Source organism: Parerythrobacter aurantius (assembly GCF_045291475.1).
GTDB lineage: Bacteria > Pseudomonadota > Alphaproteobacteria > Sphingomonadales > Sphingomonadaceae > Parerythrobacter > Parerythrobacter aurantius.
Map to the genome: position 1 here is coordinate 2,363,030 of NZ_CP147985.1, position 14,993 is coordinate 2,378,022.

At 63.1% G+C, this 14,993-nt stretch carries 16 protein-coding genes; 6 read left to right on the plus strand and 10 right to left on the minus strand.

The features are described 5' to 3' along the window. The first annotated feature begins 9 nt into the window (after positions 1 to 9). On the plus strand, positions 10 to 744 hold the full coding sequence (locus WAB17_RS11765; RefSeq protein ID WP_435417535.1) for a DUF1499 domain-containing protein: 735 nt from the start codon (positions 10 to 12) through the stop codon (positions 742 to 744). Here the strand turns inward: WAB17_RS11765 and WAB17_RS11770 are convergent. The 4 genes from WAB17_RS11770 to hppD all read right to left on the minus strand — a co-directional run bounded on the left by WAB17_RS11770 (position 732) and on the right by hppD (position 4,591). After that, positions 732 to 1,940 carry an MFS transporter gene (locus tag WAB17_RS11770; protein ID WP_435417536.1) on the minus strand — a complete coding sequence of 403 codons (1,209 nt, stop codon included), beginning with the start codon at positions 1,938 to 1,940 and terminating at the stop codon, positions 732 to 734. The genes WAB17_RS11765 and WAB17_RS11770 overlap by 13 nt on opposite strands. Before the next feature lie 9 nt (positions 1,941 to 1,949). Further along, positions 1,950 to 2,864: a mechanosensitive ion channel family protein gene (locus WAB17_RS11775; protein WP_435419382.1), complete on the minus strand. Its 915-nt coding sequence runs from the start codon at positions 2,862 to 2,864 to the stop codon at positions 1,950 to 1,952. Positions 2,865 to 2,930: 66 nt separating this feature from the next. Next, positions 2,931 to 3,494, minus strand: a complete 564-nt coding sequence (locus WAB17_RS11780) for a VOC family protein (RefSeq protein WP_435417537.1) — start codon at positions 3,492 to 3,494, stop codon at positions 2,931 to 2,933. Further along, positions 3,491 to 4,591 (minus strand): 4-hydroxyphenylpyruvate dioxygenase, encoded by a 1,101-nt coding sequence (gene hppD, locus WAB17_RS11785; RefSeq protein ID WP_435417538.1) that lies wholly within the window; start codon positions 4,589 to 4,591, stop codon positions 3,491 to 3,493. Before hppD ends, WAB17_RS11780 begins: the two co-directional genes overlap by 4 nt. 170 nt (positions 4,592 to 4,761) lie before the next feature. Here hppD and WAB17_RS11790 point away from each other — a divergent pair, with 170 nt between their 5' ends. The 3 genes from WAB17_RS11790 (at position 4,762) to WAB17_RS11800 (ending at position 7,702) form a co-directional block, all read left to right on the plus strand. Continuing rightward, on the plus strand, positions 4,762 to 5,130 hold the full coding sequence (locus tag WAB17_RS11790) for an FtsB family cell division protein (RefSeq protein ID WP_435417539.1): 369 nt from the start codon (positions 4,762 to 4,764) through the stop codon (positions 5,128 to 5,130). A 130-nt stretch (positions 5,131 to 5,260) separates the two neighbouring features. Beyond that, positions 5,261 to 6,343 (plus strand): pyruvate dehydrogenase (acetyl-transferring) E1 component subunit alpha, encoded by a 1,083-nt coding sequence (gene pdhA, locus WAB17_RS11795; protein ID WP_435417540.1) that lies wholly within the window; start codon positions 5,261 to 5,263, stop codon positions 6,341 to 6,343. A 3-nt stretch (positions 6,344 to 6,346) separates the two neighbouring features. After that, a complete protein-coding gene (locus tag WAB17_RS11800; protein WP_435417541.1) occupies positions 6,347 to 7,702 on the plus strand; it encodes a pyruvate dehydrogenase complex E1 component subunit beta in 1,356 nt (451 codons plus the stop codon). Between the two features lie 19 nt (positions 7,703 to 7,721). Here the strand turns inward: WAB17_RS11800 and WAB17_RS11805 are convergent, their stop codons facing one another. From WAB17_RS11805 to WAB17_RS11830, 6 genes are all read right to left on the minus strand, one after another. After that, positions 7,722 to 8,648, minus strand: a complete 927-nt coding sequence (locus tag WAB17_RS11805; RefSeq protein ID WP_435417542.1) for a hypothetical protein — start codon at positions 8,646 to 8,648, stop codon at positions 7,722 to 7,724. Continuing rightward, on the minus strand, positions 8,645 to 9,229 hold the full coding sequence (locus WAB17_RS11810) for a TadE/TadG family type IV pilus assembly protein (RefSeq protein ID WP_435417543.1): 585 nt from the start codon (positions 9,227 to 9,229) through the stop codon (positions 8,645 to 8,647). The genes WAB17_RS11805 and WAB17_RS11810 overlap by 4 nt, the downstream gene beginning before the upstream one ends. Next, positions 9,229 to 11,163, minus strand: coding sequence for a pilus assembly protein TadG-related protein (locus WAB17_RS11815; protein ID WP_435417544.1), 1,935 nt, complete (start codon positions 11,161 to 11,163; stop codon positions 9,229 to 9,231). The genes WAB17_RS11810 and WAB17_RS11815 overlap by 1 nt, the downstream gene beginning before the upstream one ends. Positions 11,164 to 11,256: 93 nt before the next feature. Continuing rightward, positions 11,257 to 11,694, minus strand: coding sequence for a TadE/TadG family type IV pilus assembly protein (locus WAB17_RS11820; RefSeq protein WP_435417545.1), 438 nt, complete (start codon positions 11,692 to 11,694; stop codon positions 11,257 to 11,259). Continuing rightward, on the minus strand, positions 11,691 to 12,149 hold the full coding sequence (locus tag WAB17_RS11825; protein ID WP_435417546.1) for a TadE/TadG family type IV pilus assembly protein: 459 nt from the start codon (positions 12,147 to 12,149) through the stop codon (positions 11,691 to 11,693). Before WAB17_RS11825 ends, WAB17_RS11820 begins: the two co-directional genes overlap by 4 nt. Beyond that, positions 12,146 to 13,720, minus strand: a complete 1,575-nt coding sequence (locus WAB17_RS11830) for a pilus assembly protein TadG-related protein (RefSeq protein ID WP_435417547.1) — start codon at positions 13,718 to 13,720, stop codon at positions 12,146 to 12,148. The genes WAB17_RS11825 and WAB17_RS11830 overlap by 4 nt, the downstream gene beginning before the upstream one ends. 135 nt (positions 13,721 to 13,855) lie before the next feature. Here WAB17_RS11830 and WAB17_RS11835 point away from each other — a divergent pair, with 135 nt between their 5' ends. Further along, entirely contained in the window at positions 13,856 to 14,485 is a 630-nt protein-coding gene (locus tag WAB17_RS11835; protein ID WP_435417548.1) for a squalene/phytoene synthase family protein, read from the plus strand. 48 nt (positions 14,486 to 14,533) lie between these two features. Then, positions 14,534 to 14,992 (plus strand): hypothetical protein, encoded by a 459-nt coding sequence (locus tag WAB17_RS11840; RefSeq protein ID WP_435417549.1) that lies wholly within the window; start codon positions 14,534 to 14,536, stop codon positions 14,990 to 14,992. The last annotated feature ends 1 nt before the right edge of the window (position 14,993 follow it).

Here is a 14,993-nt window from a genome sequence, read left to right on the forward strand (position 1 = left end):
CCGCAGATCATGAACACCCATCCCTGGACGCATCGGATCAGCGGCCTTGCCTTCTGGGCCGCGCTTGCCGCCATCGCCATAGCCCTCATCGGCACGACGCTGGCGCGCTATGACGTCATCGGGAAGCTGCCGGGCTTCATGTCGTTCGTTTACATGAGCATGGCCTGCGGCGGTGTCGCGGTCATCGGGCTGGTGGCGCTGGTCATGAACTGGCGCACCGGATGGCCCGCCGGGCGCAAGGCAGTTGTCGGTTTCCTCCTGGGTGCGGCCGGTTTCAGTGCGTTGGTGATTCTGCGAAGCACGGCAGGCAATTTTCCCTTCATCCACGACGTGACGACCGATCTCGATAACCCTCCGACCTATTCGGCGCTGAGCATTCCTGCCGACAACCTGCGCGGGGTCGATACCGTCGAGAAATGGGAAGCCGAGCATCGTAAGGGCTATGGCGACCTGACGGGTATCACGCTCGACGGCACGCCGGCCGAGGTGATCGCCAAGGCCGAGGAACTGGCCAAGGCGCGCGGCTGGACTATCGCGGCTGCCGTGCCTGCGGAGGGGCGGCTCGAAGCTGTCGCTTATGCTTCGTGGCTGCGGTTCGAGGATATTGTCGTCGTGCGTGCCACCGCAACGGGCGACGGCAAGACCCGCGTCGACATGCGTTCGATCAGCCGGGTCGGGCAGAGCGATCTTGGCGAGAACGCCAAGCGGATCCGCGAATTCCTGGGCGCGCTTCAGGCTTCCTGACGGCTGAGGGCCATCCAGCTCAGGCCGACGATGCCGAGCGACATGGCGGCGCAGAACGCGGCGATCCCGCCCCAGCCGCTTATGTCGTAAGCGACCGGTGCGGCCCAGCTGGCCATGCCTGCGCCGATGAACATCAGGATGATGTAGCCGGTCATCAACCTCGTGCGGATTTCGGGGGCGAGGCTGAGGAACGTCATCCTGCCCGCGACATCGACACTGGGACCGACGATATTGGTCAGGACCAGCGGGATGAGCAGGAGCCACAGGCTCGACCCCGTCGGCCAGTAAAGCAACACGCCGACGAACTGGATCGTGCCGAACCTGAGCCTTGCGCGATAAGGGCCAACCTTGTCCGCCCACTTGCCGAGGCGCGGGGTAGCATAGACGCTGACCATCGCTACCGCGGCGAGATATCCCACGGTATCGGTGCCATAGCCCATAGCGGGGCTGGTGAGATGGAATGCGAGCCCCAGCCAGACGACCAGGAAGATCCCGAAATTGAGTGCCTGGATGACGCCGGAAAGCGCGATGTTGGGATGTTCTTTCAGCAGCGTGACGGTCGAGCCGACCAGTGCGACATAGCTTTGCCGGGCAGCCGGCGAAGCATCCTTGGCACGGCCCTCCATTATGAAGGGGATGGCGCAAGTGACCGCAGCCATCATTGCCGCTGCGATCCAGTACACCGCCCGCCAGTCGGTCTCGTGTGCAACCAGCCCCGCGCCGACGCGTGCCAGCAGGATGGCGACGATGATCCCCGCCGTCAGCAGGGAAGTGACCTTGCCGAGGTTTTCCGGCGGGACGCGCTTGGAGGCATAGGCCGGCAGGAGATAGGGCACGATCGTGACAAAGCCGAGCACGGTCGAGGCGGTCACGAACAGCCAGAAGGACTGCGCCAATGCCATCACCACCAGCATGGCGGTCTGGCAGGCGGCCAGCACCAGCGAAAGTGTGCGGTTGCTGATCCGGTCCCCCAGCGGCAACAGCAGGAATATACCCAATGCCAGCGCGATCTGGTTGAACGCCGGGACTAGCCCGATCTGTGTAGCCGATACGTCGAAGCTGCGCGCAATATCGGCGATGATCGGATGGATATAATAGGCATTGGCGACCGTGACCCCGGTCAGCAGGCTGAGGCCGAACTGGTCGGAACTTGTCAGGCCGGTGGTCGCACCGGGGGGAAGGTTTCGATCAGCCACCCATCGCGGCTAACAGCTTTTGGCATCGCTCCCAAGCGGAATGGCTTCCTTGAAGGTGTGGGTCACATAGGGGAACGGAATCTCGATCCCCGCATCGTCAAGCGCGCGCTTGATGGCGCGGATCACCTTGTCCTTGCTCTCCCACATGTCGCGAGGCTTGGATCCCGCCCACCAGCGCACCTTGAAGTCGACCGAACTGGCGTTGAATTCGACGGCAAAAACATCGATGCCCTTGCCGTTATCGACGTCATCGACACTTTCCACCGCCTTGCGGATCACCGATGCCGCTTTGTCGAGGTCGGTATCGTAGGACACGCCGGCAATCAGCTCGTGACGGCGCTGCGTTTCGTCGGTCAGGATCTCGACCGGATTCTTGAACAGCATGGAATTGGGCACCAGCGTGACTTCGCCGGAAAGCTTGCGGACATAGGTTTCGCGCAGCGTGATATGCTCGACCTTGCCGGAGATGCCGTCGCATTCGATGATGTCGCCGATGCGCATCTTCTTGCGCAGCATGATGAGGATGCCGGCGAGGAAGTTTTCGAAAATATCCTGGAAAGCGAAACCGATAGCGACCGCGCCGATGCCGAGGCCGGCGATCAGGCTTGCAGGGGTGAGGCCGGGCATGACCACCACGGCGGCAATCATTAGGCCGATGATCCAGATGCCGAGCTTCACCAATGTTCGTATCAGGTTCTCGAGTGCCGGCCTCAGCTCTGTCCGCTCGAGAACGCGGTTGGTGATCCGCATCGCGAGGCGGGCGACAACCCAGGTGAGGAAGAGAATGACAAGGGCAATGGCAAGGCCGGGCAGGGCACGGACGGCGGCATCGGCCATCAGGCCAAGCTGGTCATGGAGCGTGGCAATCGTGTCGATGGTCTGGCCCAGGCCTTCGTCGGCCCGGGTGTTGGCGGCAAGTATCATCATTTCCCCTTCGATCGTACCAATCGAACGGGCCGGGTTTGGCAGGGTTCCGAAATTGTGGCGGTGTCAGCCCTGGGCGTGTTCCGCGCGGGCAATTTCGTGCAGCCAGTCGGCGTGGCGTGGAGCCTTCTTTGTCTGGCTCCATTCGTCGAGCATCAGCGGGGCGACGCGCTTCAGTTCTGCATATTGTTCGTCGGTGCCGATATCCGTGGCGAGTTCCACCCGGTGGCCATTGGGGTCGAAGAAATAGATCGACTTGAAGATGCCGTGATGGGTGGGGCCGAGCACATCGATGCCCTGTGCCTCGATGTGCTCCTTGGCCTTTAGCAGCTCTTCTTCCGACGCGACCCGAAAGGCGAGGTGCTGGACCCATGCGGGCGTGTTCTCGTCACGTCCCATCTCGGGTTGGTGGGGTAACTCGAAAAACGCGAGAACGTTCCCGTTCCCTGCATCGAGAAAAACATGCATGTACGGATCGTAGGCGCCGGTCGAGGGAACATGGTCCTCGGCGAAGGCCGTGGTATAGTCCATGCCGAGCACGCGGCCGTACCATTCGACGGTTTCTTTCGCGTCCTTGCAGCGATAGGCGGTGTGGTGGATGCCGCCGAGCTTGACGGGATGGGCGCTCATTCTGCCGGCTCCTCGACCTTGAGCGCGCCGCGTTCGATCTGGTCACGCTCCATACTTTCGAACAGGGCCTTGAAATTTCCCTCTCCGAAGCCTTCGTCGCCCTTGCGCTGGATGAATTCGAAGAACACCGGCCCGACCTGCGCCTGCGCGAAGATCTGCAGCAACAGGCGCGGCTGGCCACCTTCCGTGGTCCCGTCGAGCAGGATGCCGCGCATCTTGAGCGCTTCGGCATCTTCACCGTGGCCCGGCAGGCGCTCGTCGAGCATCGCGTAGTAGGTGGCGGGCGGGGCAGTCATGAAGGGCACGCCGAGGCCCTGGAGGCGGTCCCAGCAGGCAACGAGATCATCGCAGATGAGGGCAATGTGCTGGATGCCTTCCCCGTTGAACTGGCGCAGGAATTCCTCGATCTGGCCTTTGCCGCCTTCGCCTTCCTCGTTGAGGGGGATGCGGATCTTGCCGTCGGGAGCTGTCAGCGCCTTGGAGGTGAGCCCGGTGTATTCGCCCTTGATGTCGAAGAAGCGGATTTCGCGGAAGTTGAAGAGCGTCTCGTAGTAGTCCGCCCAGTACTTCATGCGACCGCCGTAAACGTTGTGGGTCAGGTGATCGATCAGCTTGAAACCGGCGCCGACAGGGTGCTTCTCGACACCCGGCAGGTATTCGAAATCGATATCGTAGATCGACAGGCCGCGACCCTCCTCGTCGGCATAGCGATCGACCAGGTACAGAATGGCGCCGCCGATCCCGCGGATGGCCGGGATGTGCAGTTCCATCGGACCGGTCTGGACCTGGACGGGTTCGGCACCCTTGGCGAGCAGGTGGTCGTAGGCCTTGCGAGCATCGCGAACGCGGAAAGCCATGCCGCAGGCCGACGGGCCATGCTCGCGGGCGAAATACCACGCCGCGCTGCGTGGCTCGTAATTGGCGATCAGGTTGATGCCGCCCTGCCGCCACAGATGAACGTCTTTAGACCTGTGCGTTGCGACATGGGTGAACCCCATCGCCTGGAACACCGGTTCCAGCACGCCTTTTTCCGGGGCGCAGAATTCGACGAATTCGAAGCCGTCGAGCCCGGCGGGGTTTTCGAACAGGTCTGCCATGGGGGTCTCCTTGAGGGGATAATTGGTTTCAAAAGAAACTATATCGCATATCATATCGCTGTGCAAGGTTTCGCGCGTTTGCCTTTGCGTGGCTGGCGAATCGGCCCCGTCTAGGGCACGGTTCGACTCGCGCAGGAATCGTTTCGTCGCAAACACGAGGTGGCGGGTTGATGGACCCCGAAAAAGCTGATTCTATCGTTGTCATGCTACGTCAGGGACATCGTATCAGGCTGCCGCGCGAACAACTGACTCACGGGCTGGCGCTCGTGGCGCTGCTGTTGATGGCGGGCATGGCGCTTTTCGGGCCGAGCGGGTTGCTCGCCTGGGGTGAACAGGCCCAGCTGCTCGAACAACGCAAGGCGCAGATTGCGAAACTCGAGAAGGCCCGCGCGGAGATGCAGCAGAACGTCGACGCGCTCGATCCCGAAAACGTCGATCCGGATTTCGTGGCCACGCTGATCCGCGAACAGCATAACCTGGTTCGGCCGGACGAGTTCGTGCTCGAACTTGAACCCCAGGAGCCCGTTTCGGGCAATTAGCCTCTACGCATAGGTATTTCCGTAGCGTCCGGCGCCACTTGGCGTTGCACGCTGCGCGCGCTTGGTCTTATAGGCCGCGCAAGCCCCGCACGGCGATGTGGGGGAGACCCGTTACCGGAGGAATGCCCCCTTGGCCAAAGCCAGCACCCGCAACTCGCCCGCCGCAAAGGCAGGTCACGGCCCGCAGGACGATGATTTCATCCTCCACAGCCTTCAGGAAGCCTTCGAGAAGAACAAGCGCTACGACGCCAGCGTCGAGGAAATGCTCCAGTTCTACGAACAGATGCTGCTCATCCGGCGGTTCGAAGAGCGGGCAGGGCAACTCTACGGTCTCGGCCTCATCGGCGGCTTCTGCCACCTCTATATCGGGCAGGAGGCGGTCGCCATCGGTCTCCAGTCGGCGCTCGACGGCGACAAGGACAGCGTCATCACCGGGTATCGCGATCACGGCCACATGCTCGCTTACGATATCGATCCCAACATCATCATGGCCGAGCTGACCGGCCGCGAAGCGGGCATCTCCAAGGGCAAGGGCGGCTCGATGCACATGTTCAGCACCGAGCATAAATTCTATGGTGGCCACGGCATCGTCGGTGCGCAGGTCGCGCTCGGGGGCGGGCTCGCATTCGCGCACAAGTACAACAATGACGGCGGGCTGTGCCTCGCCTATTTCGGCGATGGGGCCGCGAACCAGGGCCAGGTCTACGAAACCTTCAACATGGCGGCGCTCTGGAACCTGCCCATCGTGTTCGTCGTCGAGGACAACCAGTACGCCATGGGCACCGCCTCGAAGCGCAGTTCGGCCGAAACCCGGTTCCATCGCCGCGGCACCGCCTTCCGCATTCCCGGGATGGAAGTGAACGGGATGGACGTGCTCGAAGTGCGCGCCGCCGCCGAAGTCGCATTCAAGCACGTGCGCGAGGGCAACGGGCCGGTGCTGATGGAGTGCAACACCTATCGTTATCGGGGGCATTCTATGTCCGACCCGGCCAAGTACCGCACCCGCGAGGAAGTGCAGGAACAGCGCGATCATCACGATCCGATCGAAGGTTTGAAGAAAGTGCTGCTGGACAAGGGCAAGAGCGAGGAGGACCTCAAGGCCATTGACAAGGCGATCCGCGCGCGCGTGGCCGAGAGCGCGGACTTCGCCGAGAACTCGCCGGAACCCGCGCCAAGCGAACTCTACACCGATGTGCTGGTGGGGGAGTACTGAGCCATGGCAATCGAACTCAAGATGCCCGCGCTGTCGCCGACGATGGAGGAAGGCACGCTCGCCAAGTGGCTCAAGCAGGAAGGCGACGAGATCGCCATCGGCGACATCATCGCCGAGATCGAGACCGACAAGGCGACCATGGAATTCGAGGCCGTGGACGATGGCGTGCTCGGCAAGATCCTGGTGCCCGAGGGGACCGAGAACGTGAAGGTCGGCACAGTGATCGCCATGCTGGGCGGGGAGGGCGAAGCTGCCGCTCCTGCTGCCCCCGTGGCCGAACATGCGCCAGCTCCGGCATCGGTTGAAGTCGCTGCTGCTCCGGAAAAGCCGGTCAGCAAGCCCCAAAACGACCCCGAGATTCCCGCCGGGACCAATATGGTTAAGGTCACTGTCCGCGAAGCGCTGCGCGATGCCATGGCCGAGGAAATGCGCCGCGACGAGCGGGTCTTCGTCATGGGCGAGGAAGTCGCCGAGTACCAGGGCGCCTACAAGGTCACCCAGGGCTTGCTCGACGAATTCGGGCCGAAGCGCGTGATCGACACGCCGATCACCGAATACGGCTTTGCCGGCATCGGTACGGGTGCGGCGATGGGCGGCCTGCGCCCGATCGTCGAGTTCATGACCTTCAATTTCGCCATGCAGGCGATTGACCACATCATCAATTCGGCGGCCAAGACCAACTACATGTCGGGCGGCCAGATGCGTTGCCCGATCGTGTTCCGCGGCCCCAATGGCGCGGCGTCACGCGTCGGCGCGCAGCACAGCCAGAACTACGGCCCGTGGTACGCTAGCGTGCCGGGCCTGATCGTGATCGCGCCCTATGATGCGGCGGATGCGAAAGGCCTGCTCAAGGCTGCGATCCGTTCGGACGACCCGGTGGTCTTCCTCGAGAACGAGCTGGTCTATGGCCGCACCTTCGAGCTGCCCGAACTCGACGACCACGTCCTGCCCATCGGCAAGGCGCGGATCATGCGCGAAGGCGCTGATGTGACCATCGTCAGCTATTCGATTGCGGTCGGTTGGGCGCTCGAAGCGGCAGACAAGCTGGCGGAGGAAGGCATCGATGCCGAAGTTATCGACCTGCGTACCCTGCGCCCGCTCGACAAGGAGACGATCCTTGCCTCGCTTGCCAAGACCAACCGCTTGATCGTGGCGGAGGAAGGTTGGCCGACCTGTTCGATTGCGTCCGAAGTGATGGCGATCTGCATGGAGGACGGCTTCGACCATCTCGATGCCCCGGTGCTGCGGGTGGCCAACGAGGATGTGCCGCTGCCCTATGCTGCGAACCTCGAGAAGCTGGCGCTGGTCGACACGGCCCGTATCGTCGAGGCGGCGAAAAAGGTCTGCTACCGGGGCTGACGCGTCCGGCCGGGGGGCCTTAGACCCCCGGGCCGCCTCCGGACGATGCGCCTCCGGACGAGGCACCCCCGGAAGAGGCGCCCCCGGAAGAGGCGCCCCCGGAAGAGGCGCCCCCGGAAGAGGCACCGCCGGACGAGCCGCCGCCGGAGCTGCTGCCCCCAGAGCTGCCACCCGAACTGCTGGTGCTGGTCGAGGACGTACTGGTCGAACCGCCTCCGCCCGACGGGGGCGTGTAGGTTCCGGCCGGCGCGACCACCGTGGTATTGCCGCTGAAGTCGCTGAACGTCGTGCAACCCGACACCGGGTCCGGGTTCGATACGTTGCGCTGGTAGATCTGCGCCAGGTCGCGCGTGTCACGAACATTGAACGCGGCATAGGACGTGATCAGCCGGTTGCTGACGAACATGCTGCCGAACAGGGGCTGGTAGTTGTATGCAACCTCGACGAACATGACAGCGTCATCCTCCAGCGCCGTCACCTTGTCGCCGGTCGGACCCATGCCGGTGAAGCTGGTGCCCGTCAGGCCGTCACCTTCATTGCCGTAATTGGACGCCCAGTTCAGCCGGCCCTTGCACCGCTGCCAGTGGATGTACTGGCGATCGGGGTCGCTGTCGGGCACGACTTCGAGGCTGCTGATGATGACCCGGCCATTGGCGAAGAAGTTCAGCGAGTCGGTTTCGAGATGGGCGCCGTAGAGCAGGTCGTTGACGTCGCTTTCGTAGATCTTGCGGGTTTCAAGCGCCGATATCTCGCCGATACGCGAGGCATCGTCGGCGATTTCCTGCGTCACCTGGTTAACCCGCATATGGGTGATCGTGAGCCACGCCGTTTCCGCGCCATACAGGCCCGCCAGCATCAGCAGCGGGGCAGCCAGCGCAAACTCCGTCATCGCCACGCCGCTCTGCGAAGGCCGCAGACGGCGGATCAGACAAGCCGCAGCGCTCACGTGCAGTTCCTCGTCGCGGGCGCTGCGCGATTGTCGGCAAACGGCTGGTTGCGCAGGAGCGTCGTAGCCGTCACCGAGAACTGGGGCGGCAGCCCGATCAGCGCCGGTGCCGGGAACAGGCGATTGTAGCGCATGGTGACCTTGTATTCGACCACGTCGCGCGCCCCGCCATTGCCCCCGCGGCCGCGGTCCGGATCCCACAGCCCGTTGCCGTTGGCGTCTTCGTAAGGCTCGCCGTTGTTGCAAGAGCCATCCGTATTGACGTCGCTGAAGTCCTCGGGCGTGCCGACCACCGAAAAGCTGTCGTAGCTCTTGCGTGCGTAGGTAAAGGCGGCAGAGGGCAGGACGCGGCGAACGCTTGCCGCGACCTCGGCATCGAGTGCGCCGCCATTGGCGGCCTCGATGGTGGCGCCGCGCGCAGCATCGGCAACAGCCCCGCGAAGCATGACGGACATATAGGCGTTGAAGCCTGCATCCAGCGCACCCATCAACGCGATCAGCAGGACCGGGGAAATCAGCGCAAATTCGACGAAGGTCACGCCATCGCGATCTGCCAGCAGGTTCGGCCGACGCGCCATCATCAGTTGGTGATCCGCAAGTCGCCCATGGACTTGGCAATGGCGACGAAGGCCTCGTTGAGCTGGCTGGCGTTGGCCGCTTCGAAATAGCGACCAGGCCCGGCGCAGTTCTGCATCGCCTGGTTAGCATAGGTGCCGAAGGCGATGACCCAAACGGTGGTGTTGTTCTTCTTCACCTCCGAACAAGCGAACTCGAAGCGCTTCTCGATCGTCTGGGCAAGGCTCAAAGACATGGAAGAATCCCACCGCCGATCGTCGATCGGTTCGACCCCATAGGCGCCATAGGCCAGGTCATAGGGCTCGGTCTGCCCGTCGGTGAGGAAGATCAGGTGGCGCGAGGTCGGCTTGGTCGCCGAAACATTCGCATTCTCGCTGGCGAACAGGCCGTTCTGCGACAGCAGCCGCCCGCCCCAAATCATGCCGATGTCGTGATAGGTCGCACCATAAGGCGTCAACGTATCGAGATAGCTGTTGAGGGCGGTCGCATTCATCTCGGCGAGCTTCGCGGCAGGGGCGGGGCAGTCGCTGAACCACCACAGCCCGGTCTGGGCGTACTCGTCTGTCGTGACCACCTGCGGCTTCCAGAATTCGCCGGAACCGTTGTTCATGATCTTGCGCGTGTAAATCGCTTCGGGATACCGCGGCCGCCACTGGGTGTCGCTGTTCGATGCGCTCGGAACGCGGTTGATGTCGAGGTCCATATTCTGGTTGAGGTTCACGCTGCTGAAATCGCTCAGCTTCGTCGACTTGCGTTCCTCGATGCAGCCTTCGGTTTCCGCGCGCCAGTTGCTGACATCGCGGGAAATGGCGCGATAGCGATACTGGATCTGGTCGACGGACGGGACGGTCGTGACCTCATCGAAGTCCTGGACGTAATTCGTCGATTCGAGGGACTCGATCCGGCAGGTGTTACCCGTAATCACGGTGCGGTAGCGGATCCCGTTTTCGGTCGCCCGCATCTTTTGCGTCGTAATGACCGCCGGCGGATTGATTTGCACCGTCGTTGTCGCCGTACCCACCGGGACGTGATCGAATACGAACGTGTCGGCAGGTTGGGTCCCGTTGCATGAATAGTAGCCGGACTGGTCGGGCGCAGGCGGCGGATTCCATGTTGCGGTATAGGTGCTCACCAGCGACCATCCGGTATTCCAATCGGGTCGGGTACCCGAAACATAGGTCCAGTTGGTCCACTCGGTTTTGCCGACCGCCGGAATTGTTACGCCCGTCTCTTCCCGGGATTGATAGGCCCAGTCATCCACCATCCACTCGTCACGCAGCAATGCGCCGACATTCACATTGGTCGCATAGGGCACGAAGCCGTAGCGGATGCGTGTGTCGGCGCCTTTCGCCCCTTCGAGCTGGGCGTGGAAGTTGCGGATGACGGCTTTCACTGAATCGAGGCGGGATAGGGTGTCGCCCGGATTGGTGTGGCGCATCGACCCGGTAACATCGATCGACATCATGATGTCGAGGTTCTGGAAGTTGAGGATGCTGGCGCAGTTGACCTGGATGGGCATTTCCGTCTGCCCGAACACCCGCATGACCGACATCGGCATGTCGATCGTGGCGACACCGCTGATGGAATAGTCCGCTTCGAGCGCCATCTGGAAGTTGCGGTCGTAGGTCGAATAGCTGCCGTTGCGGAAATTGAGGTTGAAAAACCGGTTGCCGGTCGCTGCGACTTCCGTCGGCACGACGCCGGTGGTCACGACTTCGGAACCTAGCCGCTTTCGGGCAGCCAGCACGGCGGAATCGCAGGCCTGCTGCAAGCGGGTCTGGACCACGTAAGCGCGGCCCATGTCGATGCCGCTGCCGACGATGGCCAGGAGGGGCAGCATGGCCGCCGCGATTAGCGCAAGCGTATTGCCCGCCCGGTCTTGGGCCAGGCTGGCAAGGAAGCCCCTGAAGGCACTGAGGGATGATGCTGTCCGCTCCATCGTGCCGTCCTCTCTAAGCGCTGCACGTAAGCACATCGCAAACGCCTATGGTTAATTTGGTAGGGATGGGGGCCCGCAGCGCCTCCGCGCCCGTCAATCGAGGACGAAGATCGGCCGGGTGTGGCTGATGGTGGGGCTTGCCCAATTGAAGAGCGGCAGCACCGAGGGCACGGTGTAAGTGATCACCATCGTTTTCTCGAGCGCGCCGGTCACGCGCTGCGTGGCCGCATCGGTCACCCGGACCGTGACGGTGTTCTTGAGGTTGAACGGCGAAGAGGTCGCGATCGACCGGGCCTGCGTTTCGATCGCGGCGTTGTTGGGCGTCAGGTCCTTCTGGTACTGGACGACCGCATAGCGCGCGGTCTCAGCGGCGATGCTGCGCAGGGAATTCTGGGCCTGCATCGCGATGCCGACCTGCAGCACGCCCAGCATAAGCCCGATCACGAGCGGTGCGAGAACGGCGAACTCGATAATCGCCGCGCCGCGACTGTCGCGCCGGAGGCGAGCAAGAAAAGCGCGTGCGCCGCTCACGACGTCTGCACCGTCTTGGTCACCGACAAGGATACCGGACTGCCGATACCGAAGCTGGTCCAGGCAGGCGTGTAGGTGTCGGTTATGGTAATCTGCAGATAGGTCGAAATCACCGCGTTCACGGTGCAACTGCCCTTCGAATCGACGAACGTGGCATCGTTGTTGCAGCGGAATTTCTGCGCCACGGTTACCTCGCTGTCGTCCGAACCGGTCGATGCCTCGACAATATCCTCGACCGCGTCGATCCGCGCCTGGCTGTCGGGCGGGCTGGCGACGGCAATGCTGCCGGCCTCGGCCAGCGCGGTGCGCAGCTCGGTGTTGCGCGAGACGATGCGGCTGGCCTCGAACCCGCCGAGGCACATGATGGCGAGGATAGGGGCGATGAACGCCGTCTCGATCGCCATCGTGCCGTCATCGGCCGCAGCAAGGCGGTGGAGGATACGCAAGGCCGTCATCCCACCAGCCTGACTTGCGACTTGCGGGTCGAGATGTTCGAACGCGGCACGACGTTGGCCGGGCACAGCGTCGCAAGGTTGGCATCGCCGCCAATGTCGAGCGTGCCGGCCGCCAACTCGAGACATGTGCTGGTGCCGCGCATGGACCCTGCAATCTTGAGTTCGCTTTCCGGCAGGTACACGATCCCATTCATCACCACGCCGGAATTGCCGGTGATGCTGTGGTTGTCGTTGCCCGGGCCCTCGGGGTCTTCGAAGATAAGCATGCCCTTCATCCGCTCGGCCTGGTCGGCGGCAACGCCGGCAGCCACGAGCTGTTCGACCGTCTGCATGGCGCTCAGGTTGATGGTCGCGCCACCGGCGATTTCCAGCCCGGCGCCGTTAAGCAGGACGAACATCACGCCCGTTCCGGTAAGGCTGTACTGCGCGTTCACCTTCAGGTTGCCGCCGTTGATGACGTAGATCCCGCCTGCCAGCGTCGTGTCGCAGGAAAGGGTGAAGTCGCTGTAGGTCCCAGGCTGCATCGCGGAATCGATGGGAGCGTAGTAGTTCTTGTCGGTGTAGGTGATGGTCGTCGTGCGCCGTTCGCGTTCGTACACGCGATCGTTCCCGCGGCCGGAAATTTCCGTGTAGGTATCCTCGACCAGCGGGTCGGGATTGGTCGGCTCTTGCGTGAAGCGAATGTCCTGTTCGGTAGTGGCCGGGTTGACGACCTCGGCCCTCGGGTTGGCCTGCGAGGTGTAAGCGACGTAATTGCCCTGCGACCTCGTCCAGTAGCTGTAAGTTTGGGTGATCTGCGTGTTCTTGTCCGCTGTCCAGTTCGACTCGTTGCTCGGGCAGGTCAGAGTGCGAGGAGTGGGGTTGTCCGGCGGGGTCAGCCCCTCGTGCGGATCGGCGAGGTCGCCCATGTTCTCCGCACGCGTGACCGAACCGGCCCGTCCATGGGGATCCGAAAAGCCGCCTGCGGTAATGACATATCCGAGATTGAACGTGCCGGAGTTGCCGATGATCGCAATGGAATCTGCCGCATCCGAAAGCGAGCCGACGCCGCACGCCGCATTCACGGTCGGTCCGCCGTTGAAGCGGACGGCCTGCGATTCGTCTTCGTCGAGCGCAAGCAGGCAGGGGTTCCAGGTGACTGCCGGTTCGTGGATCGCCAGCGCCGTGGCACGCACGGTCGTCGTGGTGCCCATGATGTAGGACGCAAACGGCAGGTTGCCGGTTGCCGTGGCCGTCACCCGGACGGAATTGTTCGTCCCGCCGTCGTAGTTTTCCAGCGACACCTGCGCGCCGCTGTCGAAATTGGTCACCAGGGCAATGTTCGCATCATACTCGCGCTGGGCACGGTCGACGTAGCCGTTTCCGGTCGCATTCTGCGCCTTCGCCCATGCGCCGGCAATCGCGGCCTGGTCCACGGCGTACTGCAGCTCACGCTTCCAGAGGTACCATTGCGCGGTGTCGACGGCATAGCCCGTGCCGCCTACCAGCACGGGGAGGCCAAGACCGACCAGCATGGCCGCATTGCCGCCCTGCGCCCGGCGCAGTCGCTCGAAGAATGCACGAATACCCATGGTGGGATACCTTCCACGAAAACTTTTCATCACAGCATGCCTGTAGCGCGACTAGGTAATCGAGTTGCGTAAGCAGATGGTTAAGACCGGCTTTCCCGGTTGACTTAACATGGCGTGCAGCAAGATGAGGGGCGCATGGCCTTGCTGGATCCCGAGACGCTTTCACCGCCCTATCGGCTGGCGCTGGCCTATGCCCCGGCACGGGCGCGAGACGCCTCTGCCGCGCTCCTTTGCCTAGACGAAAGGCTCGCCCGCATAGGCGATCGCCCGGTTGAGCCGATTGTGCACCAGATCAGGCTGGCGTGGTGGCGTGACCAGTTTTTACAACCTGCCGAACTATGGGCGAAAGGGGAGCCGCTGTTGGCCGCGCTCGGAGAGTGTGGCTTCCAAAGCGATGCCCTTGTGGCCTTGGTCGATGGTTGGGAGGCGATGCTGGTGGCGGAACCCATCGATGCGGCGGCTGTCGGCCAATTGGCCCGTGGCCGGGCGATGGTGTGGCAGTGCCTCGCCCGAAGCTTCGGAAAAGAGGGCTCCGACGGCGAAATACGCCAAGCCTGCAGCCGCTGGTCGGCGGCCGATGCCTGGGCCTGGGGCGGCAAGGAAACGGATTTGACCGTCGGCCCAGATCGACGGCTTCCGCGTGTTCTGAGGAGCCTGACGGTCATCGATGCGCTCGCCGGCCGATCCTTGCGGTTGCAGCGCCCCATGCTGGACGGCCCGGCGGCGATGGTGCTTGCTGTTCGCACTGGCATTTTCGGTCGCTGACAGTAGGCTGGAACCCAGGGACAGCGTTCTCCTTCGGGTGCGCGCATTATGAATCGCATGGTTTTGGGCGCAGTGCTCGCGCTTGTTCTCGCGGGCGTTGGCCTGTTCTGGTGGCAGGGCAGGGCGCAGGTGGAAGAGGGTGCGCCGCCGCCGCTCCCCGTTCCCGCGCCGACCGAGGAGGCACTGCCGGAAGCGGACATTGCCGGCCTGGTCGGGCCTGCACCCCCCGAGGCAACCGAGCTGACGCGCGAACAGCGCCGCTTCTTTCGCTACGACCGCGATCGCAACCTGAGCATCAGCCGGCGGGAAATGCTGTCCACCCGCACAGACGCGTTCCGCAAGCTGGACAGGGACGGCAACAACCTGCTCACCTTCGAGGAATGGGCGGTGGCAACGGTCGACAAGTTCGAATCCGCCGACAGGGACCTCGACAACGAACTCACGCCAGCCGAATTCGCCCGCACGGCGCCGAAGCGAACGGCGAAGAAGGCCGGGTGCAGTTGCTAGG